Genomic DNA, 25,279 nt, shown 5'->3' with positions numbered 1-25,279 from the left:
GAAAAAGACGATCCAAACAACGCGCCGGAGTCAGGCGATAAACGTCCTGAGCCGGATCAGAAGCAGTAACCCACCAAGGCCGCCATGCGCGGCCTTTTTAATGGCTGTAATATATAAGAGAGTAAAAGATTTCTAACCCCTTCAGCTGCTTACTCTGTGCAATTATCCCTGACCGGTCTCACAAAAGTCGCAAGCCGCCGCGCTTTTTAACCTTATTGAAACAAAAATGTCATAAAAAGTGATTATTCTAAAGTCCTCTGAATTTCGGATGGATATCACAATGGTTATCAAAGCGAAGAGCCTGCAGGATGCGGAAGAACTGCTTCATTCAGGCGTCAGTAAAGTGGAACTGGCTTACAATATCGGCAGCGACGATTTTTTTCGGCTGGCCTCTCGCTGGTGCGATCGCGGCGCGCGCATCACCAAGGGTCACAACCATTTCGTCGTTTCCGTGAAGGGTTTTGCCATTCCGCCTAACGACTAAACGGTTGTCGCAACCATGGCGGGCTGCTTTAATGCCCTTTTGCGCACTGCCGTGGAACCTCATGAATCTTCAAATGATTTCCCTGCCGCCTCCCGAAGGCGGCTTTATTTATGCTTCCCATATGCGCTGTGGCGATAACGTGCTGGCGCAGGCGCGCTTCGATCTAAACCTGTATGACGACGACCTCAGCCTGCGCTGGAACCTGCCCATCCCTCCCGCTTTGCACCGGGCGGTGAAAAAGCGTCGCGCCGAGTACCTTGCCAGCCGCTGGCTGACGCGCGAAGTGATGCGCAGCTTTGGCATCTCTGATTTCCTGCTGCAAAACCACAGCGATCGCTCTCCTGTCTGGCCGCCGGGCATTCAGGCGTCGCTGTCGCACACCGATGGCGCGGTGGCGCTGGCCGTTACGCAGCAGCCGCGCTGCATTGGCGTCGATATCGAAATGACCATGAGCCAGCGCACCGCCGAGGAAACCGCCGCGGTACTGATGAACGATGATGAGAATGCACGACTGCGCGCGCTGCCGCTGCCCTTTCCACAGGCCGCGACGCTGCTCTTCTCGCTGAAAGAGAGCCTGTATAAAGCGCTGTGGCCGCAGCTGCATCAGCCGATGGATTTTCATCAGGCGAGCCTGCAGGAGATCGACTTAACAACGAGCAAGGCGGTAATTTGTCTGAATGACTCTTTTAGCCGGGCTTTTGCCGCTGGTACGCGGCTGGAGGCGGAATTTCAGCTGGAGGCGGATCGGGTGCTGACGCTGCTGACCCATCCGCTTGTGGGCAATAAAAAACCGGCTTAGCAAGAGAGGCTAAACCGGTATAAACACAAGACGACAGAAAATATTCCAGGGAGGCAAAAACAGCTGTTTTTGCTGAAGCACAGCTTAACGCCAGCGCCAGGACCCCCGCCACTAACCCTTTACGCTAAGCTTTTTCATTTTGCGGATAAGACAGATCGGTGCGCTGTACCGCATCCAGCGTCGCCATTTCGCGCTCGCGTCCGGTCAGTTCGCTGAGTTTACCTTCGCGCATTTCAAGCAGACGGTCAGCATGAATAAAGTAGTGATCGTCGTGGCTGATAGCGAACACGGTTTTGCCTGACGCCTGCAGCCAGGGCAGCAGTTCGCGATAGAAGACGCGGCGGAAATGGGGGTCCTGATCCGCTGCCCACTCGTCCAGCAGCAGCACGTCGCGCTCCTCAGCCGCCGCCAGCAGCAGCGCCACCCGCTTGCTCTGCCCTTTCGACAGCTGCAGGTTGAGTATTTTGTTGCCTTCGATTTTTAGCTTGTCCTGCATTTTCAGACGCTCAAGCCAGGCCTGTACCAGTTTAGGATTAGCGGGCACGCCCTCCCGGCCAATCAGCCTGTCGAACAGGTGCACATCGGTAAACACGGCGGAGAAATGCTTGCGCCAGTGGTCAAGCGCTTCCGCGCCGATCGGCTTGCCGTCCAGCAGCAGCGTGCCGGCGTGCGGCTGATAAAGGCCCGTCAGCAGCATCGCCAGCGTTGACTTGCCGCTGCCGTTGCCGCCAATCAGAAACACCAGCTCGCCGCGTCGCAGCGTCAGGTTGATCGGCCCGACTTCAAAGCCGTTTTTCCCGTAGTGGAAACTGACGTCGCGCAGCTCCAGCGTGCGCCACTCCGCCAGCGGTGGCAGCGTATGGAAGCCTTCCTGATAAGGAGCAAGATCGAAGGCGTTAAGCTTGCGAAACGCCACCTGCGCGCTGAGCAGCGTCGGCAGCGCGCCAACCGCCGACAGCAACGGCGTGCGCAGAAACAGCAGCGTCAGCGAGAAGGTAGCCGCCACCGCGGTGTTCGCCCAGCCAAGACTGTTCGCCATAAAAAACACCATGCCGATAGCGCCAAGCGTCATGATATTTGACCAGTTCACCGCGCTGAGATGGTAGGTGTCGGCGCGCACAATATGGTGACGGTAAGCCTTCGCGTCCTCCTGATAAACGGTCTCGTAGATCAGCTGGGCACGCTCGCGGTTAAGATGCAGCTCTTTGCGCCCTTCCGTCACCGTCTGGAAATCGCGGTAGAGATCATCTTCAACCTCGCGCAGTTTCGCCATATGGCGATAAACGCGCGACACCAGCAGCCAGCCGCCCACCAGCGTAATCGCCATCCACAGGCTGGAGACCATCAACATTTTCGGCGACAGCCAGGCGAGATAGAGAGCAGAGCCCAGCGTGATGATGATGCCCTGAATCAGCTCCGGCAGGCGGACAAAGGCGATCGTAATCGCGCGGATATCGCTGGTCAGCCCGGCCAGCAGCTGCGCGTTGCCGATCTGCTCCAGCCGTTCGACGCGGGTATCAAGAATGCGCTTAATAAATTCGCCGCGCAGCCGCCAGACAAACTGGTGCCCCAGCAGCGTCAGCGCCAGCTGCGCGGCGAGCGTCACCGCCATCAGCAATACCAGCTGCAGCAAAAAGCCGGGCAGCACAGAGAAAGAGGTATTGATGGCCGAGATCATTTCGCTGTTGATATAGGCGATCATGGCGATGCCGAGTACGGCGCTGAGCAACGTCAGCAGAATGACGCCGATAAAAGGCCAGCGAAACTGGCGGAAAACAACCTTGAGCAACGCCATAAATAAATCCAGCAGTCAGGAAAGCAGCCAGCAGTTTAAAGCGATGCGGAATGATAGCAATAGTTATTCGCAACAACGCCGCGCTCAGAAGGCGCGGCGGAAGGTCAGGTTGTAGCGGAATGCACCGGTAAGCGGATGGTCGCCAGGCTTGAGCGGTAAAATCCCGTGATAGCGCAGGCGCGACGGCCCGCCCCATACCACCACGTCGCCATGCTCCAGCAGCACGCGCTGGGTGGCGTCACCGCGCGCGAAACCGCCGAACTGAAACACCGCCGGTAATCCCAGCGAAACCGATACGATCGGCTGATGCAGATCCTTCTCATCTTTGTCCTGATGCAGCGACAGCTTTGCGCCAGGCTCGTAGCGGTTTATCAGGCAGGCGTCGGGATTAAAGTGCGGGAACCCCGCCTCGCGCGCACAGTCGAGCGCCAGCTGACGAAACAGCGGCGGCATTGGCGGCCACTTGCGTCCACTCTCGCTGTCCTGTTCGGTGTACTGATAGCCGCGCGAGTTGCTCGACCAGCCGAAATCACCGCAGTTAGTCATCGCCACCGACATGCGATGGCCGCCCGGCGTGATGCGATGATAAAACGGATTTTGCTGCGCTACCGCCAGAATTGCCGCCATCAGGGCAGGCGACTCTTCGCGCGCGCGACGGCGCAGGATCACCGCGCCTTCAGCCAGCGGCTCCTGCCACGGCGCTTCTTCGCTAAACAGGTCGAGCATTATTCCCCCTTGCGCTTTTATTCGCTGTCGATCAGAAATGCAGCAAACTGAGGCGACATCCAGCTGACGAATTTATCGCCCTCTTTACTGATAAGGTAGACCGCCAGATGCTGCTGCAGCGCCAGCGCTTTCGCCTTCTCGCTGCCCAGCACCATCAGTCCGGTATCCCAGCCATCCGCCTCCAGCGCCGTCGTGGCGATAACCGTGGCGGAGACCAGTTTATGCTCGATGGGACGGCCGGTCGCCGGATCGATGACGTGCGAAATGCGTTTGCCATCCAGTTCATAATAGTTGCGATAGCTGCCGGATGTGCTGATGCCGTGTCCCTGCAAATCGACGCGCGCCTGTACGGCGTTCTCGCTGTCGGTGGGCTTCTGAATCGCCACGCGCCAGCTCTGTCCCTGAGCATTCTGGCCACGGCTCAATACCGCCCCGCCTACCGAAACCAGATAATTATTGATCCCTTCGCGCTCCATCAGCCGCGCCAGATGGTCGGTCGCGTAGCCTTCGCCCATCGTAGAGAGATCGACATAGAGCCCGGGTAGATCTTTTTGCAGCCACTGCCCTTCCACCGTTTCGATCACGCGCAGGTGCTGCAAGCCGGTTTGCGCTTTCGCCGCGGCGATTTCGGCATCCGTTGGGGGGTGCGCAGGCTGTTTTGCCGGGCCGAAGCCCCAGAGATTGACCAGTGGCCCCACGGTGATATCCATCGCGCCGCCGGTTTTCGCGCCGATACGCAGCGACTCAGTCACGATATCCGCCATATCGGCGCTGACCGGCTGCGGCGCGCTCCCCTGATAGCGGTTAAAACGTGACAGCACCGAATCGGGCTTCCAGGTTGAAAGGGTCTGGTCGTCCGCGTCAAGCTGCTGCTGGATCGCCTGCTGCAATCCCGCTTTGCGAGCGGCGTCGACGCCCGCCAGCGATACGCGCCACACTGTCCCCATGGTTTTGCCTTCCAGCACCATCGCCTGTTGCGGCGTCGCCTTATCGCAGGCGCTCAGGAGGCAGATCGCCGCTGTCATTAGCAGAATATTCCAGTATCGCATTCTTCCCTCATCTGTAACGCTATATTCCAGCCTGAAACAAAGCATAACTAGTCAGTAAAGTAACCAAAAGCGGCTTGTAAACCCGCACAGCCTGGCACACTCTCTGGTGCTGTCCCGGCTGATAACAGGAGGCTTCTATGATCTATCTGATTCTCGCCATCGCTGGCGGCGTATTTATTTTCAGCATCATCAAGCTGCTGCAACAGCGGCGTCAAAAGCGGCTCGCATGGGGCGCGGCGCGCCAGCGCTGAGCAGAGCTGCACCAAAATGCTGCGGCAGTGTAGCAAAGTGCGTAAAGAATCCGTGGCTGTGAGAGCGATCGAGCTGGCATGAATAGTGCACTGTTTAGACCGGGTTTAATTCCGGGAGGTGCAGCATGCACAAATCATCGTCAATGTTCAGTCAGTGGCAACAGTGGCTGAGTTTTTCCGCGTTTACTCTGGCAGGAACAGGATTTGAAGGCAGCATCCCGCCGAAGCCTGAGAAAAAACAGGCGGCAAGGCGCAGGCGCATGCCGCAGTCATAATCACATACCCAGCTCGCTAAGCCCCGGATGGTCATCCGGGCGCCTGCCGAGCGGCCAGTGGAAACGTCGTTCGCTGGCCGTAATCGGCAGATCGTTGATACAGGCGAAACGCTCGATCATCAGGCCATTAGCTCCGAAGCGCCAGTTTTCATTACCGTAGCTGCGAAACCAGTTGCCGCTGTCATCATGCCATTCATAGGCAAAGCGCACCGCCAGCCGATCCTCATGCCACGCCCACAGCTCTTTAATCAGCCGGTAATCCAGCTCTTTCGCCCATTTGCGGCTGAGAAACGCTACCACCGCGTCGCGCCCCTGCACGCTTTCGCTGCGATTGCGCCAGCGCGTCTCCAGGCTATAAACCTGTGATACTCGCTGTGGATCGCGGCTGTTCCAGGCATCTTCCGCCATACGTACTTTTTGTATTGCACTCTGTTCGCTAAACGGAGGAAGCAGCATTGTCGTCTCCTGTGGTTGAAGTCAGTATGTAGACAGGTTTGTCTACTTGCTTTACTCTGCTGCATGTAGACAATTCTGTCTACTAAAAAAATCGCAGGCCTGATTATGCTCGCTCCGCTCCTTTTTGATCCTGACGCTTCGGCTCGTGACCGCATTCTGACCACGGCGCAGCGGCTCTTTTACCAGCAGGGTATTCGCGCCACCGGCATCGACAGAGTGATTGCAGAGGCAGGCGTGACCAAGGTGACTTTCTATCGCCATTTCCCGGCGAAAAACCAGCTTATCGCTACGGTGCTGGATTTACGGCATCAGCGCTGGATGCAGGGATTTCAACAGGCGCTGGCACAGATACCCCTGTTGCAGCACGCCCTGCCCGCCGCGCTGAAAAGCTGGTTTGATGAAGAGGACTATCGCGGCTGCGCCTTTATTAACGCCAGCGCAGAACTGGGCGATAGCCTGCCCGATATCGGCGAGCTGATTCGGCGGCATAAGCGAGAGATGGCGGAAGCCATTGCGCTGCGGCTGGTGCCAGAAGAGCGGCGGAAAACCGGACAGATTATGTTGCTGGCGGAAGGCGCGATTGTGCGGGTACAGCTGGGAGAGGAGGCGGAAGCGGTAACGGCGGATTTAGCGGCTGCGCTGGCGGCCATTCTGCAAACGGGAGCGTAACCCGCAGGCTACGCTCCTGACGGGTTTAGAACTGATAAACCAGGCCCAGCGCGACGATATCGTCGGTATTGATACCGGCAGCGTCGGTGAAGGCGTTGTCGTCCAGCAGGTTGATCTGGTAATCAACGTAGGTCGACATGTTTTTGTTGAAGTAATAGGTCGCGCCTACATCAACATATTTTTTCAGGTTCTGTTTGCCCCAGTTCTGCACGTCGGTGCCGCGTGAGCTAACGAACGCCAGAGACGGACGCAGGCCGAAATCGAACTGATACTGCGCCACCAGCTCCCAGTTATCCGCTGTATCAGCGAAACCGTATATCGTGTTTTTCGTGGAGCCGAAGCGCGTCGCGTTGTAGGAACGGCTGTACATCGCCGCCAGGTAGATGTTGTTGGCATCATACTTCAGGCCGCCGGTATAGACTTCCGCCTTGTCGCCGCGGCCCAGGACGCCTGGCGCTGCGCCGTTCTGGTTGTTGGTGCGGTCAGACTGGAACATCGCCGCGCCGATACCGAAGCCGGAGCCGAGATCGTAGGTGGTGCTCAGGCCCCAGCCGTCGCCGTTCTCGCCCAGCACGTTACGGCCAGAGGTTTCGCGGCTCGGGTTGTCGTTTTTGCCCTGATACTGAACGGCGAAGTTCCAGCCGTCCACCAGACCGAAGAAGTTAGAGTTACGGTAGGTTGCCATACCGTTACCGCGCTGGAACATAAAGTTGTCCGCGCCGTAGGTATCGCCGCCGAACTCCGGCAGCACGTCGGTCCATGCGCCGATATCGTAAGCTACGCCGTAGTTACGGCCGTAGTCGAAGGAGCCTGCATCGCCGAACTTGATACCGGCGAAGCCAACGCGGGTGTAGCTGTCAGCGGTGCCTTCATTTTCCGACGTGTTCAGCGCCGCCTGATACTCCCACTGGCCGTAGCCGGTCAGCTCGTTGGAAATCTGGGTTTCGCCTTTAAAACCGAAGCGCAGGTAAGACTGATCGCCGTCATTACCGTCGTTATCTGAGAAATAGTGCAGACCGTCGACTTTACCAAACAGGTCTAATTTGTTGCCGTCTTTGTTGTAAATTTCCGCTGCGCTTGCAGAACCTGCTGCAACCAGCAGCGCGGGGATCATCAGGGAGAGAACGCGACGTTTCATTTTATTTACCCTCTGTTATGTGCCTTATTTTTGCCACTGCGAGCTGAACGCTTAAAAATTCAGCCGGCAAGCCATTGTTATTTTATAAAGGGCAATAAGCTATCACGAAAATGCTACGAAATTTCCAAAACTGTTTCATATTTCGAAATAGTTATTTCTAGATGTAAATTTTGCGGAACTAATAACCAGCACGTATCGGTAAAAATTATCGCACAAAATAACAAGTGAATTTTTTATCCTTAAATTTCATGTTATTAGAATCACTAATTTCTGAGCACTGAATGATAAAACACAGACGTCATCTGTGAATACAATAGATCCCGCTATCATCATTTATTTCATTATTACCTTCATTCACCCCGAATGAGATGTTTACCCTAATTCCCGCCGGGCCTGTATGCCCGGCATTTTTTTGCCCGAAAATTCCCTTTTAACCTGCCTCGTAAGTCAAAGCGGTAAATACGTTTAAAATATTCGCGCCTCGTCTTAGCACTTATTGTTAATAATCGCACATCAAGTTAATCGTTGTGTTTAATATTCTCACTAATAATTTATCACGGTAACAAAGCGTTATTTATCTTGTAGCTACTGGACTTATTTCTCTTCAGCGCTGCGTTCGTCGGGCTATATTTCGCTGGAAAATGCGCATTTCCTTATCGCTTTGCTTATGACCAGAACGGCCATTATGCGCCCTGCCTCGGGCGAGGTTTTAAACGCGCTAAACAGGCTTTTTTCAGAGAGGGGCCTGGCTTTAGCGTCGCGGCATGTCACAGGTGAGCCAGGAAAGTTCTGGAAAAGCGTTATGGCGGGGTAAAAGTCGTTAAAATGCCGGTTCTTATATGGAATTATCGTTACCCTGCCTTTACCGGCAACGCGTGCGGCTATGGCTTTAATGCTACACTTCGTCGCTTTAACACTCACGAAAATGACTATGACCGCACTGGACGCCGCATCACCCAGGAAACTTCACAACCGTGTCAGTCTGGGGACACGCCTCGTTTTTCTTATCGCCGGTCTCGGCATGTCCTCCTGGGCGCCGCTGGTACCCTTCGCCAGCCAGCGTCTGGCGCTGAGCGGCGCTTCGCTGGGCGCGCTTCTGCTCTGTCTGGGTATCGGTTCGCTGGCGGCAATGCCAGTAACCGGATCGCTGGTCGGCCGTTTCGGCTGCCGCCGGGTGATGCTCGGCTCTACGCTGGTGATCCTGGCGACGCTTCCGCTGCTGGCGACGCTGAACGTCATGTGGATGATGGCCGCGACGCTAATGATCTTCGGCGCCGGGCTTGGCATGCTGGATGTCGCCATGAACGTGCAGGCGGTTGAAGTGGAAAAAGCGGCGCGCAAACCGATGATGTCCGGTTTCCACGGCTTCTTTAGCCTTGGCGGCATCCTGGGCGCAGGCGCGATCAGCCTGCTGCTGGGCGTTGGCCTGTCGCCGCTCATGTCGGTCACGCTGGTGATGGCTCTGATGCTGCTACTGCTGGCTGTAAGCCTGCCGACGCTAATGAGCGAGCGCCTGCATCAGCCCGATCAGCCGTGGCTGGTGGTTCCGCGCGGCTTCGTCGCTTTTCTTGGCCTGCTCTGCTTTATTCTGTTTCTTGCCGAAGGCGCCGTACTCGACTGGGGCGCGCTGCTGCTGTTGCAAAGCCCGGATATGACGACCGCGCACGCGGGCCTGGGCTATGCGCTCTTCTCAGTGGCGATGACCATTGGCCGTCTGACCGGTGACAGGATCATTCACCGTTTCGGCCGTTTTCTCGTTATGCTCACGGGCGCGCTGACGGCGGCGGCCGGTCTGGCGCTGGCGGTATTTCTGCCCTGGCCGCAGATGGCCCTGCTCGCTTTTCTGCTGGTGGGCTTTGGTTTATCCAATACGGTGCCGATGTTATTTAATGCCGTCGGGAATCAAAAGGATATGCCCTCAAATCTGGGGATTTCCGCCATGACAACGCTGGGATATGCGGGTATTCTCTCAGGTCCGGCCTTAATCGGATTTATTTCTCAATGGCTGAGCCTCAGCGGTGCCTTTCTGCTCATCGCGCTGCTGCTGCTGGCTGTGGCCGCCAGTGCCCGACTGGTTGCGCGATGATTTCAGGTGCCTGACACGCTATGTTGCCCTTTAAGTTTCCACTGACATCCGGCAATGTCACTCGCTTTTTTGTGATTTTTAATCTGGTGCTGCTGCTGGCGCTGGGCTTTATGGTACACAACTCGGTCAACGCCTGGCTGACCGAGAAACGCTATGCTATGACCGATCTGGCGCGAGCGACGCAAAAACGTATTGACGCCTATCGCTTCGCCACCTGGCAAATCTATGAAAATCTCGCCACCAGCGCGGCGGGAAGCTCGCCGAACAGTAGCCTGCAGGAGACGCGGCTGCGTCCGGACGTCTACTATCTGGAAAAAACCCGCCGCAAGACGGAAGCGTTGATTTTCGGCTCGCACGACAGCAGCACGCTCGATATGACAATGCGCATGTCGAGCTACCTGGATACGCTGTGGGGCGCGGAGAATCCGACCTGGTCGATGTATTTCCTCAACGGTCAGGACAACAGCCTGATTATGATCTCTACCCTGCCGCTGAAAGATATGGCGACGCGCTATAAAGAGAGTGCCATCAGTTCGCTGGTGGATGGCCGTCGCGCCGAGATGCTGCAGCAGGCCAATGCGCTGGACGAGCGCGAAAGTTTCTCGCCGCTGCGCCATTTCGCCTTTCAAAACGATCACTACTTTACGCTGCGCACGACTTTTAACCAGCCGGGCCATCTGGCGACGGTGGTCGCCTTCGATCTGCCGATCAACGATCTCACGCCGCAAAACATGCCGATTGAGAATTTCCAGCTGCGCCAGGACGCCACCCTGCCTGCCGCAAACGATCAGGAAGAGAGCGAGAACACGCAGATCGCTATCGTTAATCCAGACCTGGAGATAGCCGCCACCCTGCCGAGCACGCCGCTGCAGCTGGTCTACCGCGTGCCGCTCACCAGCCTGATGATGGATACGCTGCATAATCTGCTGTGGCCGCTGCTGGTAAACCTGGTGCTGTTTCTGCTCTCTTTCGCTGGCATGACGCTGCTGCGCCAGCAGTCGCTGCGCCCGAGCGAAAACCAGAGCGCAGAGCTGGATTCGCTGCGCGTGCTGAACGAAGAGATTGTCGCCAGCCTGCCGGTCGGCCTGCTGGTGTATGACTTCGCCAGCAACCGCACCATTCTCAGCAATAAGATCGCAGAACATCTTTTGCCGCATCTGAACCTGCAAAAAATCATTAATATGTCTGACCAGCATCAGGGCGTTCTGCAGGCGACCATTAACAACGAAGTGTATGAGATTCGCCATGCGCGCAGCGTGCTCTCGCCGCATACTCAGCTCTTTTTGATGCGCGACCAGGATCGCGAGCTGCTGGTGAACAAAAAGCTGCAAAAGGCGCAGCAGGTGCTGGATCGCAACCATCAGATGCGGCAACAGCTGCTGCAAAACCTCGGCCACGCGCTGAATCGTCCGCTGGAGAAAGTGGTGGCGCAGCTGGTGCAGCTTAGCCAGCGCGACGAAGATGAAACCGTACTCGACCTGCTGGACCAGAGCCAAAGCCTGGCGCGGCTGGTAGACGATATTGTGCTGCTTAACCGGCTGGAAGCGCACGACTGGTCGCCCGACGCCAGCGTTTTCAGCCTGCAGGAGCTGCTGGATGAGATCGCCCTGGAAAGCCTGCCGCTGATGCGGCGTAAAGGGCTGTCGCTGGTGGTGAATAATCTGCAGCCCAATGATGAACAGCGTTTCGGCGACCGCCGCGCGCTGCGTAAAGTGCTCGCCACGCTGATGCACTATGCGCTGACCACCACGCGCTGGGGCAAGATTTCCCTGACGGTGAGCGCCGATGAGGCCCGTCCGGAGCGTCTGATGATTGAGCTGGTGGATACCGGCGCGGGGCTGACCGTCGATGAGCTGGCGAACGCCGACTTCCCGTTCCTGGGCGAAACCAGCCAGGATCGTTACGGTCAGGCGTCCGGCATGGCCTTTTTCCTCTGTAAGCAGCTCTGCAAGCAGATGGGCGGCAGCCTGGACATTATCGCCAAGCCGGACATCGGCACGCGCTACTCTATTCAGCTTCCGCTGGCGGTAGAGCCGCAGACGGAAGAAGAAGAGGAGAAGCTGCTGGATGGCGTGACCGCGCTTATCGAGATTGAGGTGGAAGACGTATACAAAATCGTCTGTCGCCATCTGGAAAACTGGGGCGCGCGCTGCCTGTCCCCTGAAGAGCGGCTGTCAGGCCAGGAACATGACGTGCTGGTGACCGACGATCCCGCCAGGCTGAGCGGCTGGGCGCTGCTGCTGGCGGAGGATGAGTTGGGACATCACGCGCTAAACGATCGGCAATACCGGGTCAACTTCAATCTCAGCAATGCGCTCCAGGATGCGCTGCTGGCTCTGATTGAACAACAGCTGGCCCATGATTCCATGGAGGAGAGTACAGAAGACGAGGAACTGACCCCGCTGCTCAGCGGTGGCTACTTCCAGCTGTTTACCGAGACAGTACCGCCTGATGTAAAGAGACTGTATACTGAGTCGGCGGAAAAGGACTACGCCATGCTTGCTCAGACAGCGCATCGCCTTAAAGGCGTGTTTGCCATGCTCAACCTGACGCCGGGCAAACAGCTTTGTGAAGAGTTAGAACAGCACATCAAAGCATGTGACGATTCAAACATTACAAATACCACCAGTGCCATCGACGCTTACGTCAATGAACTGCTGCAGCAAGGTAACCAATAAGATGAATAACTTAAATGTAATTATTGCCGATGACCATCCAATTGTTCTTTTCGGTATCCGAAAGTCTCTGGAGCAAATTGAATGGGTCAACGTTGTAGGTGAGTTCGAAGACTCAACAGCACTGATTAACAGCTTGTCAAAGCTTGACGCCAACGTCCTGATCACCGATCTCTCCATGCCTGGCGAGAAATATGGCGATGGCATCACGCTGATCAAATACATCAAACGTCACTATCCCGATCTGTCGATTATTGTTCTGACCATGAACAATAACCCGGCAATCCTCAGTGCCGTACTGGATCTCGATATCGAAGGCATCGTGCTGAAACAGGGCGCGCCAACCGATCTGCCGAAAGCGCTGGCCGCTCTGCAAAAAGGTAAAAAGTACACGCCGGAAAGCGTGGCGAAGCTGCTGGAGAAAATCAGCGCCGGCGGCTATGGCGATAAGCGTCTGTCACCGAAAGAGAGCGAAGTGCTGCGCCTGTTTGCCGAAGGCTTCCTGGTAACAGAGATCGCCAAGAAACTGAACCGCAGCATTAAGACCATCAGCAGCCAGAAAAAATCGGCGATGATGAAGCTGGGCGTAGATAACGATATCGCCCTGCTGAACTACCTCTCTTCCGTCAGCGCCACTCAAATCGACAAGGATTAACGCGCTGCACAGACGGCGCTAACGCGCCGTCTGTTTTTCCTTTCTCAAACCACGCTGACGCCAGCCTACCCTTCCCGCGTTTTCCTTACGCGCTCGGCGTAAATCGCCAGCGTGGTTTTCAGCACATCCAGCGTTACGGGTTTCGACAGGCAGTTATCCATACCGGCTTCCATACAGCGCTGCTTCTCTTCCGCCAGCGCGTTGGCGGTCACGCCGATCACCGGGAAAGCATGGCCGAGCTGGCGCAGACGCTGCGTCAGGCGATAACCGTCCATATTCGGCATATTCACATCGCTCAGCACAATATCGATCTCGCTGCGGCTGATTACGTTGAGCGCATCGACGCCATCCTGCGCGGTTTTCACCTGATAGCCCAGGGTGCCCAACTGTTCCGACAGCAGCATACGGTTGATAGGATGATCGTCGACAATCAGAATCATAATGTCGTCGTTGCTGATCACCTCCTCCGCCGGCGCAGAGAGCGCCAGGTTGGTCGCCGTATCGCTCTGGATAGCGATGCGGTAGATGCGCGCCAGCAGGCTCGGCAGCTCGTGCGGCGTCGCCGTACTGTGCAGCCAGCGTCCCGGCGCGATTTCACGCGGCATATCGATATGCGCGCCGCTGAAGATAATAACCGCGTGCAGCGGCTGGTCGGTTTCGGGTTCGTAGTCGGTGATTAATACGTCGTCACTGCCCGCCTTGCCGGTATAGGGCTGGATATAAATGCCCTGCTGTTGCAGATCGCGCTCGATAAAGCTGGCGAGATAGTCGTTGCGCATATCGATCCACAGGGTTTTATCGTGCAGCCCGTCGAGAAGCGGCGGCGCAGGATGCTGGCCGTTATAGATCGGAATACGCACAATAAACTGGCTGCCCATGCCAGGCTCGGAGTCCACTTCAATATCCCCGTCCATCATATTGGTCAGCTTTTCACAAATGGCCAGCCCCAGCCCGGTGCCCTGGAAGTTGCGCTGTACGCCGTTACCCACCTGGAAAAAAGGATCGAACAGTCGCGTAATCTCTTTCGCAGGGATGCCGACGCCGGTATCGCGAATGCGGAACGCCAGATAGCCCTCTTTCACGCTGGCATGCAGGATAATGCAGCCGGTGTGCGTGAACTTAATGGCGTTACTGAGCAGGTTGGAGATCACCTGCTGCAGCCGCAGCGGATCGCCATCCAGCGCCAGCGGCACGTCATGCTCGATAAAGCAGTAGAGCGTCAGCCGCTTTTTCATTACCAGCGACAGGTAGTTCCCGGCGATATGGCTAAGGACCTCACGCGGCGAGAAAGGACGCGGCTCGATTTTCAGCTGTTCCGACTCGATTTTTGAGAAGTCCAGAATATCGCTGATGATCTTCAGCAGCAGGCTCGACGAGTTATTCATCGCGGTCACCAGCGAATCGACCTCTTTCGGCAGCTGTTTGGTCTGCAGCAGGTCAAGATTGCCGATAATGCCGTAGAGCGGCGTGCGCAGCTCATGGCTGACGGTGGCGAGGAACATCGACTTCGACTGGCTCGCCTGCTCCGCCGCCTGCGCCATCTCCTGCAGCGACTGCTCCATGCGCACGCGCGCGGAGACATCCACCAGCACGCAGATCGCCACATTCTCATTGCGATAGCGCGAATGCACGAAGCTGATTTGCAGGTTGGTGTTGCTGCCGGTCAGCACGTCGACGAAATTAACCTGCTGGCTGCCGATAATTTCATTGAGCCGCTGGCGGTCTTCCTGCGTCAGCAGCGTCAGATAGTTATGCGCCAGCTCGTTACTGAGGATATTCGTGCCGTCGCGGGTGCGTAAAATACAGATGCCCACCGGCGCCGACGCGACGATTTTGCGGTTGAACTGCTCATGCTCCTCTAGCCGGTGCGCATTCTCTTCGGCTGGCAGGAACATCCGCCGCTCGAAAAGCCAGGCCAGGGTAAAAAGCACAATCGCACTTAGCAGATTCAGCAGCAGCGCGTTAATGATCATCAGCTTGAGCTGATCGACCAGCACGCGCGTCGATACCGACCACACCACGCTTAAATCAGAGGGCGGCAGCGGCTTTTTCAGCACCAACTGCCGGTAGCCGTCAAGGTAGCCGAACCAGCTTTTATCATCCGACAGATCGTCCAGCGAGAAGCCAGCACCGCCGCGGCGCGACGTCAGCAGCGGGCGGTAATTCTCATCAATAATGGTGGCCACCACCGGCAGGCTGCCCGGCTGAATAAACTCGTCCAGGCGGATATTCTGCTCGACGCCCAGCAGCGCCTGCAGCTTATTGGCGACATAGACCGGCACCATCATATAAAAGGTGCCGACGCCGGGCTGCGCGCTGGCGTTGACCCAGTAGATCGGGTTGCGGCGCTCTTCGTCGTTGCCGTTGCGATAGCGCAGCACGCGCTCGCGCAGCGCCTTCAGGCTGCGTTCGCGATCCACCTTGCTGCTGCCGATGCTAAAGTCCGCCAGACACTGGCTTTCGCCGCCGATAAAAAATACGCGGTTCAGCTCGTAGGTTGAGGCGAAGTTGCTTTTCCAGTAGTTGATGTAGTAGCTGAGGGTGTCCAGCGAGTTGCGCCAGGTATTGCTCATCGAGGAGCAGTCGCCATCGGAAAAGAGCGGCGTAAACTGCGGCAGCGTCGATTTGCCCGGCAGCACGCCGTTAAGCATATCCAGACCGCTGCTGGCGCTGGTAAGGCGGTTTTCAGTAATGTACTTCAGTTCGCGCATCACGTCGGCGGAGTGGCGCACATACCATTCCGCCTGACCGTAGTTGCTGGCGAACTCTTGCCGCACGCTGCTCTCTTTATCATGCAGCACGCTGATGATAAAGAAGGTGGTCAGCACCGCGCCCAGCGTCCAGAGCAGCAGCGCCAGCGCACGGAACAGGTAGCGTGAGATACGCAGCGTGGTTCGGAAAGAGACCAGATATTTCAAGGGAAACTCACTACGGCAAGGTTAATGACGGGCTGGCTTCAGAATGCTCATTACACTAGCTTTATCAGGAAAGAAAAGCCAGTCGGCATCTGCGCGTAACAAGCCGCGCCGTAAAAAACAACGGCAGGTCGGGTTGCCCTTTCCTGCCGTAAAATTCAGTGCCGCCCTCCCTGGCGGCGTGAGCCTGAAGCGTTACTCTTCTTCGTCCGCTTCCGGCGCGTCGTCGTCCGTTTCAGCTTCCGGCGCGATATCCTCTTCGCCTTCCGCCACGCTGCCGTCGATGGCGTCGAGCTCTTCCTCTTCCACCGGTTCGGCTACGCGCTGCAGGCCAACCACGTTCTCATCTTCCGCAGTACGGATCAGGATAACGCCCTGGGTGTTACGACCCACGATGCTTACCTCAGAGACGCGGGTGCGCACCAGGGTACCGGCATCGGTAATCATCATGATCTGATCGCTGTCGACAACCTGTACCGCGCCAATCACCGGGCCATTACGCTCAGTGACCTTAATGGAGATCACGCCCTGAGTCGCGCGCGACCGGGTAGGATACTCGCTAATCGCGGTACGCTTGCCGTAGCCGTTTTGCGTCACGGTGAGAATCGCGCCCTCGTCGCGCGGCACAATCAGCGACACCACGCGATCCCCTTCCGCCAGCTTGATGCCGCGCACGCCTGATGCCGTACGGCCCATGGCGCGGACGGCGCTTTCCGCAAAGCGCACCACTTTACCGCCGGCAGAGAAGAGCATCGCCTCGTCGTTGCCGTTGGTCAGCGCAACACCGATCAGCTCGTCATCTTCGCGCAGGTTCACGGCGATGATGCCCGCGCTGCGCGGACGACTGAACTCCTGCAGCGCCGTTTTCTTCACGGTGCCGCTGGCGGTCGCCATAAAGATATTGAAGCCTTCGGTATATTCGCGCACCGGCAGGATGGCGGTAATACGCTCGTCAGGCTGCAGCGGCAGCAGGTTGACGATCGGGCGGCCACGCGCGCCACGGCTGGCTTCTGGCAGCTGGTAGACCTTCATCCAGTAGAGACGGCCGCGGCTGGAGAAGCAGAGGATAGTGTCGTGGGTATTGGCTACCAGCAGACGATCGATAAAATCCTCTTCCTTGATGCGCGCCGCCGACTTGCCTTTGCCGCCGCGACGTTGCGCTTCGTAATCCGAAAGCGGCTGATATTTGACGTAACCCTGATGCGACAGCGTTACAACCACATCTTCCTGATTGATCAGATCTTCGATGTTGATATCGGCGCTGTTGGCGGTGATCTCGGTGCGGCGTTCGTCGCCGAACTGGTCGCGCATGGCGATCAGCTCTTCCCGGATCACTTCCATCAGACGCTCGGCGTTCATCAGGATATTGAGCAATTCAGCAATCTGTTCCAGCAGCTCTTTGTACTCGTCGAGCAGTTTTTCATGCTCAAGTCCGGTGAGCTTCTGCAGACGCAGATCGAGGATCGCCTGCGCCTGCTGTTCGGTCAGGTAGTAGCGACCGTCGCGGATGCCGAACTCTTCGTCCAGCCATTCCGGACGCGCGGCGTCATCGCCCGCACGTTCCAGCATGGCGGAGACGTTGCCCAGATCCCACGGCTGCGCGATCAGGCCCGCTTTCGCCTCGGCCGGGTTCGGCGCGCGGCGAATCAGCTCGATAATCGGATCGATGTTAGCCAGCGCGATCGCCAGACCTTCAAGGATATGCGCGCGGTCACGCGCTTTGCGCAGTTCGAAAATGGTGCGGCGCGTAACGACTTCACGACGATGGCGCACAAAGGCTTCGAGGATCTCCTTCAGCGTCATGATCTTCGGCTGGCCCTGATGCAGCGCCACCATGTTGATGCCGAAAGAGACCTGCAGCTGCGTCAGCGAGTAGAGATTGTTCAGCACCACTTCGCCGACCGCATCACGCTTCACTTCGATCACGATGCGCATACCGTCTTTATCGGACTCGTCGCGCAGCGCGCTGATGCCTTCGACGCGCTTCTCTTTCACCAGCTCGGCAATTTTCTCAATCAGGCGCGCTTTGTTGACCTGATAAGGGATCTGGTGCACCACGATGGTTTCGCGGCCGGTTTTGGCGTCGGTTTCCACCTCGCCACGCGCGCGAATATAGATTTTGCCGCGCCCGGTGCGGTACGCCTCTTCAATGCCGCGGCGGCCGTTGATAATGGCCGCAGTCGGGAAGTCGGGACCCGGGATGTGCTCCATCAGCCCTTCGACGCTGATATCTTCGTCGTCGATATAGGCGAGACAGCCGTTGATCACTTCCGTCAGGTTGTGCGGCGGAATATTGGTCGCCATACCTACGGCGATGCCGGATGAACCGTTCACCAGCAGGTTAGGGATTTTGGTCGGCAGAACTTCAGGGATCTGCTCGGTGCCGTCATAGTTCGGAACGAAGTCGACGGTCTCTTTTTCCAGGTCAGCCAGCAGATCGTGCGCGATACGCGACATACGCACTTCGGTATAACGCATCGCTGCGGCGGAGTCGCCGTCAACGGAGCCGAAGTTGCCCTGTCCGTCCACCAGCATGTAACGCAGGGAGAAAGGCTGAGCCATGCGGACGATGGTGTCGTAAACGGCGGAATCCCCGTGTGGGTGATATTTACCGATAACGTCACCGACCACACGGGCGGATTTCTTATAGGGTTTGTTCCAGTCGTTACCCAGTTCGCTCATCGCGTAAAGTACGCGGCGGTGGACAGGCTTCAGGCCGTCACGAACATCGGGTAAGGCTCGGCCAACAATGACCGACATGGCGTAATCGAGATAGGAGCTCTTTAACTCTTCTTCGATATTGACCGGTGTAATTTCTCTTGCAAGGTCGCTCATGGAGCCGCTTTCCCTCTACATATGCCCGGATTTTAAAGGTGCGAAAGTATATCACACCCCAGCCCGCTGGTGAACGTTAACCACCGTTTTCACGCGCTTTTCCTCGTGCCGGAAAGGTGCCCCCGGCGGCAATAAGCGTTTATACTCAGTCAACATTTTTTCCGGAGTAATGATTCAATGAATGCACAACCGCAGGAAACGCAGCCCAACGTCGATGCGCAGGAAATCGCTAAGTTTGAGGCCGTCGCCTCACGCTGGTGGGATCTGGAAGGCGAATTTAAACCTTTGCACCGCATTAACCCGCTGCGTCTGGGCTTTATCGCGCAACACAGCAACGGTCTGTTCGGCAAGAAGGTGCTGGACGTAGGCTGCGGCGGCGGCATCCTGGCGGAGAGCATGGCGCGTGAAGGCGCAGAGGTTACCGGTCTCGATATGGGCGCCGAGCCGCTGCAGGTGGCGCGCCTGCATGCGCAGGAAAACGGCGTGACGCTCGACTACGTGCAGCAGACGGTGGAAGACCACGCCGAGGCGTTTGCCGGTCGCTATGACGTGGTGACCTGCATGGAGATGCTGGAGCATGTGCCCGATCCCCGTTCGGTGGTGCACGCCTGCGCGCGTCTGGTGAAGCCGGGCGGCGAGGTTTTCTTTTCCACCATCAACCGCAACCCGAAGGCCTGGCTGATGGCAGTGTTCGGGGCGGAATATGTGCTGCGCATGGTGCCGCGCGGCACGCACGACGTGAAAAAGTTTATCCGCCCTTCTGAACTGCTGGGCTGGGTCGATGAAACTGCGCTGCGCGAGCAGCACATCACCGGACTGCACTACAACCCGCTGACCAACAAATTTCGTCTGGGGCGCGGCGTCGACGTGAACTACATGGTGCATACCCGCCACGTCAAAAAGTAACCCTCTGGCGCGCAAGCTTTTTGCGCGCCTGTCATCTCGCTGTCATCACTTTTTCTTACCCTGCCGCTCCTTCGGTAGACGGTTGTCGGGAAAAAACACAGCGATGTGCGAAAAATCAGCGGTCGATCAAAATCTCGAATTTTTTACCGCGGCAGTTGACACGCCATTGAGCCTTATAAGTCGCGGGGTTAAGAAATTCCGCAAAAAATACAAGTCCCAGGGGCATCATTTTTCCGTCTTGTTATCTGGCGTCAGGTCACTAGAATAACCCCCATATTGTTACTTAATCTCTCCCAACCCCCAACATATAGTGTTTATCCACAGAATTATTCACATTGAATAACCCTGTGAATAAACAGGGGACTCTTTTTCACTTACGGATGGTATAACGCGACATGAATCAAAGTCTGCTCGTTACTAAACGCGATGGCCGCCAGGAACGCATTGATCTCGATAAAATTCACCGGGTACTCGACTGGGCCGCTGAAGGGCTGAACAACGTCTCTGTTTCCCAGGTTGAACTGCGCTCCCATATCCAGTTTTACGATGGCATCAGAACTTCTGATATTCATGAAACCATCATCAAGGCCGCAGCAGACCTGATCTCGCGCGACGCGCCAGACTATCAATACCTTGCTGCCCGCCTGGCGATCTTCCACCTGCGTAAAAAAGCGTACGGCCAGTTCGAGCCGCCGAAGCTTTACGATCAGGTGGTGCGCATGGTGGAGATGGGCAAATATGACCGTCACCTGCTGGAAGACTACACGGCTGAAGAGTTCGAGCAGATGGACGGCTTTATCGACCACTGGCGCGATATGAACTTCTCCTACGCGGCGGTAAAACAGCTGGAAGGCAAATATCTGGCGCAGAACCGCGTCACCGGCGATATCTACGAGAGCGCGCAGTTCCTCTACATCCTCGTCTCCGCCTGCCTCTTCTCCGGCTATCCGCGCGATACCCGTATGGACTACATCAAGCGCTTCTACGACGCGATTTCGACCTTTAAGATCTCGCTGCCGACGCCGATCATGTCTGGCGTGCGCACCCCGACGCGCCAGTTCAGCTCCTGCGTGCTGATTGAGTGCGGCGACAGCCTCGACTCTATCAACGCCACCTCCAGCGCCATCGTGAAGTATGTGTCGCAGCGCGCCGGTATCGGCATCAACGCTGGCCGCATTCGCGCGCTGGGCAGCCCGATCCGCGGCGGCGAAGCCTTCCATACCGGCTGCATCCCGTTCTATAAGCATTTCCAGACTGCGGTGAAATCCTGCTCGCAGGGCGGCGTTCGCGGCGGCGCGGCGACGCTGTTCTACCCGATGTGGCATCTGGAAGTAGAAAGCCTGCTGGTGCTGAAGAACAACCGCGGCGTTGAAGGCAACCGCGTCCGCCATATGGACTACGGCGTGCAGATCAACAAGCTGATGTATCAGCGCCTGCTGAAGGGCGAAGATATTACTCTATTCAGCCCGTCCGACGTGCCCGGCCTCTACGACGCTTTCTTTGCCGATCAGGAAGAGTTTGAGCGTCTGTACACCAAATATGAGCAGGACGAGAGCATCCGCAAGCAGCGCGTTAAAGCGGTCGATCTCTTCTCGCTGATGATGCAGGAGCGCGCCTCCACCGGTCGTATCTACATTCAGAACGTCGACCACTGCAACACCCACAGCCCGTTCGACGCCAGCATTGCGCCGGTGCGCCAGTCTAACCTCTGCCTGGAGATCGCGCTGCCGACCAAACCGCTGGAAGACGTTAACGACGAGAACGGCGAAATCGCGCTCTGTACGCTGTCGGCGTTTAACCTCGGCGCGATTGAAAGCCTGGACGACCTGGAAGAGCTGGCGACCCTGGCGGTACGCGCGCTCGACGCCCTGCTCGACTATCAGGACTACCCAATTCCAGCCGCCAAACGCGGCGCGATGGGCCGTCGTACCCTGGGTATTGGCGTTATCAACTTCGCTTACTATCTGGCGAAGAATGGCGTGCGCTACTCCGACGGCAGCGCCAACAACCTGACGCACAAAACCTTCGAAGCGATTCAGTACTACCTGCTGAAAGCCTCGAACGAGCTGGCGAAAGAGCAAGGCGCCTGCCCGTGGTTTAACGAAACCACCTACTCGCAGGGCATTATGCCGATCGATACCTATAAGAAGGATCTCGACAGCATTTGCAACGAGCCGCTGCACCTGGACTGGGACGGCCTGCGCGAGTCGATCAAGACTCACGGTCTGCGCAACTCTACGCTCTCTGCGCTGATGCCTTCTGAGACCTCTTCGCAGATCTCCAACGCCACTAACGGCATTGAGCCGCCGCGCGGCCATATCAGCATCAAAGCCTCCAAAGACGGCATTCTGCGTCAGGTGGTGCCAGAGTACGAGCGTCTGAAAGATCAGTACGAGCTGCTGTGGGAAATGCCGTCCAACGACGGTTATCTGCAGCTGGTCGGCGTTATGCAGAAGTTTATCGACCAGGCGATCTCCTCTAACACCAACTACGATCCGTCGCGCTTCGCCAACGGCAAGGTGCCGATGAAGCAGCTGCTGAAAGACCTGCTGACCGCCTATAAGTTCGGCGTCAAGACGCTCTACTATCAGAACACCCGCGACGGTGCGGAAGACGCGCAGGACGATCTGGCGCCTTCCATTCAGGATGACGGTTGCGAAAGCGGCGCTTGTAAGATTTAAGGTTGGGCGGGAGCGCGTCTCCCGCCTGCGTCATTTCACGGGGCTGCGCTGCGCCCCGTTCACATTTGGACAGTTTGTATGGCTTACACTACGTTCTCACAGAATAAAAACGATCAGCTGAAAGAGCCGATGTTCTTTGGTCAGTCCGTCAACGTGGCGCGCTTCGACCAGCAGAAATATGACATCTTTGAAAAGCTGATTGAAAAGCAGCTCTCCTTTTTCTGGCGTCCGGAAGAGGTAGATGTCTCGCGCGACCGCATCGACTATCAGGCGCTGCCGGAGCATGAGAAGCACATCTTTATCAGCAACCTGAAATATCAGACCCTGCTCGACTCTATTCAGGGCCGCAGCCCGAACGTCGCGCTGCTGCCGCTGATCTCGATCCCCGAGCTGGAAACCTGGGTGGAAACCTGGGCCTTCTCCGAGACTATTCACTCGCGCTCTTACACCCATATCATTCGTAATATCGTTAACGACCCTTCGCTGGTCTTCGACGATATCGTGACTAACGAGCAGATCCTCGCGCGCGCGCAGGATATCTCGAAGTACTACGACGATCTGATCGAGATGACCAACTACTGGCATCTGCTGGGCGAAGGCACGCATCAGGTTAACGGTAAAACCGTGACCGTGAATCTGCGCGCGCTGAAAAAGCAGCTCTATATCTGCCTGATGAGCGTTAACGCGCTGGAAGCGATTCGCTTCTACGTCAGCTTCGCCTGCTCTTTCGCCTTCGCCGAACGCGAACTGATGGAAGGCAACGCCAAGATTATTCGTCTGATCGCACGCGACGAAGCGCTGCACCTGACCGGCACCCAGCATATGCTGAATCTGATGCGCACCGGCGAAGACGATCCTGAAATGAAAGAGATTGCCGCCGAATGCCGTGAAGAGTGTTTCGATCTCTTCAAGAAAGCGGCCGAGCAGGAGAAAGAGTGGGCGGAATATCTGTTTAGCGGCGGTTCGATGATCGGCCTGAACAAAGATATTCTCTGCCAGTACATTGAGTACATCACCAATATCCGTATGCAGGCGGTGGGCCTGGATCTGCCCTTCCAGACGCGCTCCAACCCGATTCCGTGGATCAACTCCTGGCTGGTATCGGACAACGTGCAGGTGGCGCCGCAGGAAGTAGAAGTAAGCTCCTATCTGGTGGGTCAGATTGACTCGGAAGTGGGCGAAGACGACTTCAACGATTTCCAGCTGTAAGTATGAGCCGTGCCGTTGTTATCCTGCGCAGTTCCGGTCAGCGACTGGAGTGCGCAGAGCATCATCCCAACCTGCTGACGACGCTGGAAGCGCATAATCTGTGCGTGGAGTTTCAGTGCCGCGAAGGCTACTGCGGTTCGTGCCGCACGCGGCTGCTGAAGGGCGAAGTGCACTACGCCGAAACGCCGCTGGCGTTTGTTCAGCAGGGGGAAATTTTGCCCTGCTGCTGTCTGGCGAAGGGTGAGATTGAAATCGAGCTATAGCAAGGCCGGTTATCTGCGATAGCAGTGCCAACGCGGGTGTCATGGCCCGATCGCAAAGACGCAAAAGCGGCATCCCTGCCAGCTCGGCCTGCGCCATCCCTGGCGCAGGACGCTTTGCTCCCCGGGCCATGACACCCGCGCTTTAACATTTCAGCCGTCTGTTATCGGTGCCCCACTACAGCTTCACTGACTCCAGAATATCAATCCAGCCGTGACCGGTGCTGACCTCGCTGCCGTGTAGCCAGCGACGCAGCATATTCATCGCCATCATCGCCACCACCTTCTGCCGCGTTTCCAGATTATGGCGGCCGTGGGTGAACTTCACTCGCTGTCCCCAGCTCGCTTCCGGCGTATGCAGCGCCAGCGAGACCTCGCCCTCTTCCAGCGCGCCGGTCGATAATGCCAGCACTGTGCCGTGATGCGCCGCCAGCGCGCGTGTACGTTGAACCTGCTCTTCCAGCCCCTCCTGATGCGCCGGGAGGATTTCCGCCGCGCTAAGGGGTACTTCTGCCGCGGCCAGCTGCCAGTTCAGCAGCCCGGCGGTGTACTGCTCGCTGAGCGCCAGACGGAAACCGCGCTCCTTCAGCTCGCGCGCCAGCAGCGCTGGCAACCCTTCGGTGCCTTCAAAAATAGTGCACTCCGCCAGCAGCAGACGCACCTGCTGCCAGACCTGCTCCATGGCCACGCGCTGGCTGGCTGGCCCGGTCAGCTTTATCTCAATAATCGGCATTGAAGAGCGATAACCCATTACTACGCCCTCGGGGAGCGCCAGCGGCTCCAGCTCGGCGGCGATGTCGCTTTCGCCGCGACCGAACGTCGTCAGGCGCAGACAGAGCGGCGGCTCCGGCAGCTCAAAATGCTGTTTGAGGCGCGGCAGAATCTGCTGCTCCACCATCACCTTAAATTCAGACGGCACGCCAGGCGTAAAGAAGATCCAGCAGCGGTTAAGCCGCAGCGCAAAGCCGCAGGCGGTGCCTACCGGGTTATCGATCATCTCAGCATTGGCGGGTATCTCCGCCTGCTTGCGGTTGCTTGCCGCCATTACGCGTCCGCGGCTGGCAAACCACGCCTCGATGTTATCGAGCCATTCCTGATGCAGCACCAGCTCGACACCGCTCGCTTTCGCCGCCGCCAGCGCGCTGAGATCGTCGCTGGTTGGGCCGAGGCCGCCATTCACGATAAGCACATCTGCGACTTCGCTACGCGCCTGAAGCGTTTCCACCAGCGATGACAGCGAATCGCCTACTGTGCTGCGGCTGGTCATTGGCAAACCGTGTTGAAACAGCAGATCCGCCAGCCAGGCGGCGTTGGTATCCACGATTTGGCCGTGTAGCACCTCGTCCCCTGTAGACAACATCTCGACTCTTATCACGTTTGATCTCCTTTTGTCCGTCGATCTACTGTAGGAAGCG

General features: G+C 57.2%; 18 protein-coding genes. 10 read left to right on the top strand and 8 right to left on the bottom strand.

What is annotated here, in order from left to right:
- Nucleotides 1-280 precede the first annotated feature (280 nt).
- Together B3797_RS10865 and B3797_RS10860 are read left to right on the top strand one after the other, a co-directional pair.
- Nucleotides 281-484, top strand: coding sequence for a hypothetical protein (locus B3797_RS10865; RefSeq protein WP_120453133.1), 204 nt, complete (start codon nucleotides 281-283; stop codon nucleotides 482-484).
- A 61-nt stretch (nucleotides 485-545) separates the two neighbouring features.
- Nucleotides 546-1,283 carry a 4'-phosphopantetheinyl transferase family protein gene (locus B3797_RS10860; protein WP_311791079.1) on the top strand — a complete coding sequence of 246 codons (738 nt, stop codon included), beginning with the start codon at nucleotides 546-548 and terminating at the stop codon, nucleotides 1,281-1,283.
- 124 nt (nucleotides 1,284-1,407) lie between these two features.
- Here B3797_RS10860 and B3797_RS10855 read toward each other — a convergent pair whose 3' ends face one another.
- From B3797_RS10855 to B3797_RS10835, 4 genes are all read right to left on the bottom strand, one after another.
- A complete protein-coding gene (locus B3797_RS10855) occupies nucleotides 1,408-3,078 on the bottom strand; it encodes a multidrug ABC transporter permease/ATP-binding protein (protein WP_311791078.1) in 1,671 nt (556 codons plus the stop codon).
- Between the two features lie 84 nt (nucleotides 3,079-3,162).
- On the bottom strand, nucleotides 3,163-3,804 hold the full coding sequence (gene alkB / locus B3797_RS10850; RefSeq protein WP_311782645.1) for a DNA oxidative demethylase AlkB: 642 nt from the start codon (nucleotides 3,802-3,804) through the stop codon (nucleotides 3,163-3,165).
- 17 nt (nucleotides 3,805-3,821) lie between these two features.
- Nucleotides 3,822-4,853: an FAD:protein FMN transferase ApbE gene (apbE, locus tag B3797_RS10845; protein ID WP_311791077.1), complete on the bottom strand. Its 1,032-nt coding sequence runs from the start codon at nucleotides 4,851-4,853 to the stop codon at nucleotides 3,822-3,824.
- Between the two features lie 526 nt (nucleotides 4,854-5,379).
- Complete coding sequence (locus B3797_RS10835; RefSeq protein ID WP_311791076.1) at nucleotides 5,380-5,835, bottom strand: nuclear transport factor 2 family protein; 456 nt, start codon at nucleotides 5,833-5,835, stop codon at nucleotides 5,380-5,382.
- Nucleotides 5,836-5,940: 105 nt separating this feature from the next.
- Between B3797_RS10835 and B3797_RS10830 the strand changes: the two genes are divergently transcribed.
- On the top strand, nucleotides 5,941-6,504 hold the full coding sequence (locus tag B3797_RS10830) for a TetR/AcrR family transcriptional regulator (RefSeq protein WP_311791075.1): 564 nt from the start codon (nucleotides 5,941-5,943) through the stop codon (nucleotides 6,502-6,504).
- A gap of 25 nt (nucleotides 6,505-6,529) precedes the next feature.
- Here the strand turns inward: B3797_RS10830 and ompC are convergent, their stop codons facing one another.
- A complete protein-coding gene (gene ompC / locus B3797_RS10825; RefSeq protein ID WP_311791074.1) occupies nucleotides 6,530-7,642 on the bottom strand; it encodes a porin OmpC in 1,113 nt (370 codons plus the stop codon).
- Nucleotides 7,643-8,573: 931 nt separating this feature from the next.
- On the opposite strand from ompC, the gene B3797_RS10820 reads away from it, so the two are divergent.
- Genes B3797_RS10820 through rcsB form a run of 3 tightly spaced genes read left to right on the top strand, consistent with a single transcriptional unit; the run spans nucleotide 8,574 to nucleotide 13,058 of the window.
- Nucleotides 8,574-9,728 (top strand): MFS transporter, encoded by a 1,155-nt coding sequence (locus B3797_RS10820; protein ID WP_311782650.1) that lies wholly within the window; start codon nucleotides 8,574-8,576, stop codon nucleotides 9,726-9,728.
- A gap of 23 nt (nucleotides 9,729-9,751) precedes the next feature.
- A complete protein-coding gene (rcsD, locus tag B3797_RS10815) occupies nucleotides 9,752-12,406 on the top strand; it encodes a phosphotransferase RcsD (RefSeq protein ID WP_120454172.1) in 2,655 nt (884 codons plus the stop codon).
- Between the two features lies 1 nt (nucleotide 12,407).
- Nucleotides 12,408-13,058, top strand: coding sequence for a response regulator transcription factor RcsB (gene rcsB, locus B3797_RS10810; RefSeq protein ID WP_033750421.1), 651 nt, complete (start codon nucleotides 12,408-12,410; stop codon nucleotides 13,056-13,058).
- 65 nt (nucleotides 13,059-13,123) lie between these two features.
- Here rcsB and rcsC read toward each other — a convergent pair whose 3' ends face one another.
- Together rcsC and gyrA are read right to left on the bottom strand one after the other, a co-directional pair.
- Nucleotides 13,124-15,976, bottom strand: coding sequence for a two-component system sensor histidine kinase RcsC (gene rcsC, locus B3797_RS10805; protein WP_311782651.1), 2,853 nt, complete (start codon nucleotides 15,974-15,976; stop codon nucleotides 13,124-13,126).
- Nucleotides 15,977-16,168: 192 nt separating this feature from the next.
- Complete coding sequence (gene gyrA, locus B3797_RS10800) at nucleotides 16,169-18,808, bottom strand: DNA topoisomerase (ATP-hydrolyzing) subunit A (protein ID WP_120453115.1); 2,640 nt, start codon at nucleotides 18,806-18,808, stop codon at nucleotides 16,169-16,171.
- A gap of 177 nt (nucleotides 18,809-18,985) precedes the next feature.
- Between gyrA and ubiG the strand changes: the two genes are divergently transcribed.
- The 4 genes from ubiG (at nucleotide 18,986) to yfaE (ending at nucleotide 23,867) form a co-directional block, all read left to right on the top strand.
- Entirely contained in the window at nucleotides 18,986-19,714 is a 729-nt protein-coding gene (gene ubiG / locus B3797_RS10795; protein ID WP_311782653.1) for a bifunctional 2-polyprenyl-6-hydroxyphenol methylase/3-demethylubiquinol 3-O-methyltransferase UbiG, read from the top strand.
- Between the two features lie 395 nt (nucleotides 19,715-20,109).
- Nucleotides 20,110-22,395 (top strand): class 1a ribonucleoside-diphosphate reductase subunit alpha, encoded by a 2,286-nt coding sequence (nrdA, locus tag B3797_RS10790; protein ID WP_311791073.1) that lies wholly within the window; start codon nucleotides 20,110-20,112, stop codon nucleotides 22,393-22,395.
- Nucleotides 22,396-22,473: 78 nt separating this feature from the next.
- A complete protein-coding gene (nrdB, locus tag B3797_RS10785; protein WP_120453110.1) occupies nucleotides 22,474-23,604 on the top strand; it encodes a class Ia ribonucleoside-diphosphate reductase subunit beta in 1,131 nt (376 codons plus the stop codon).
- Between the two features lie 2 nt (nucleotides 23,605-23,606).
- A complete protein-coding gene (yfaE, locus tag B3797_RS10780) occupies nucleotides 23,607-23,867 on the top strand; it encodes a class I ribonucleotide reductase maintenance protein YfaE (RefSeq protein ID WP_081140402.1) in 261 nt (86 codons plus the stop codon).
- 175 nt (nucleotides 23,868-24,042) lie between these two features.
- Here the strand turns inward: yfaE and B3797_RS10775 are convergent, their stop codons facing one another.
- Complete coding sequence (locus B3797_RS10775) at nucleotides 24,043-25,239, bottom strand: nicotinamide mononucleotide deamidase-related protein YfaY (RefSeq protein WP_311791072.1); 1,197 nt, start codon at nucleotides 25,237-25,239, stop codon at nucleotides 24,043-24,045.
- Nucleotides 25,240-25,279: the final 40 nt, after the last annotated feature.

This window comes from Pantoea sp. UBA5923 (assembly GCF_002431095.1).
GTDB classification, from domain to species: domain Bacteria; phylum Pseudomonadota; class Gammaproteobacteria; order Enterobacterales; family Enterobacteriaceae; genus Pantoea; species Pantoea piersonii.
This window is presented reverse-complemented; position numbering and strand designations above follow the sequence as displayed.

Bases quoted from the DNA above. Each gene is read 5' to 3' on its own strand.
- B3797_RS10865 (WP_120453133.1), top strand. From the start codon at position 281: ATGGTTATCAAAGCGAAGAGCCTGCAGGATGCGGAAGAACTGCTTCAT.
- B3797_RS10860 (WP_311791079.1), top strand. From the start codon at position 546: ATGAATCTTCAAATGATTTCCCTGCCGCCTCCCGAAGGCGGCTTTATT.
- B3797_RS10855 (WP_311791078.1), bottom strand. From the start codon at position 3,078: ATGGCGTTGCTCAAGGTTGTTTTCCGCCAGTTTCGCTGGCCTTTTATC.
- alkB (WP_311782645.1), bottom strand. From the start codon at position 3,804: ATGCTCGACCTGTTTAGCGAAGAAGCGCCGTGGCAGGAGCCGCTGGCT.
- apbE (WP_311791077.1), bottom strand. From the start codon at position 4,853: ATGCGATACTGGAATATTCTGCTAATGACAGCGGCGATCTGCCTCCTG.
- B3797_RS10835 (WP_311791076.1), bottom strand. From the start codon at position 5,835: ATGCTGCTTCCTCCGTTTAGCGAACAGAGTGCAATACAAAAAGTACGT.
- B3797_RS10830 (WP_311791075.1), top strand. From the start codon at position 5,941: ATGCTCGCTCCGCTCCTTTTTGATCCTGACGCTTCGGCTCGTGACCGC.
- ompC (WP_311791074.1), bottom strand. From the start codon at position 7,642: ATGAAACGTCGCGTTCTCTCCCTGATGATCCCCGCGCTGCTGGTTGCA.
- B3797_RS10820 (WP_311782650.1), top strand. From the start codon at position 8,574: ATGACCGCACTGGACGCCGCATCACCCAGGAAACTTCACAACCGTGTC.
- rcsB (WP_033750421.1), top strand. From the start codon at position 12,408: ATGAATAACTTAAATGTAATTATTGCCGATGACCATCCAATTGTTCTT.
- gyrA (WP_120453115.1), bottom strand. From the start codon at position 18,808: ATGAGCGACCTTGCAAGAGAAATTACACCGGTCAATATCGAAGAAGAG.
- ubiG (WP_311782653.1), top strand. From the start codon at position 18,986: ATGAATGCACAACCGCAGGAAACGCAGCCCAACGTCGATGCGCAGGAA.
- nrdA (WP_311791073.1), top strand. From the start codon at position 20,110: ATGAATCAAAGTCTGCTCGTTACTAAACGCGATGGCCGCCAGGAACGC.
- nrdB (WP_120453110.1), top strand. From the start codon at position 22,474: ATGGCTTACACTACGTTCTCACAGAATAAAAACGATCAGCTGAAAGAG.
- yfaE (WP_081140402.1), top strand. From the start codon at position 23,607: ATGAGCCGTGCCGTTGTTATCCTGCGCAGTTCCGGTCAGCGACTGGAG.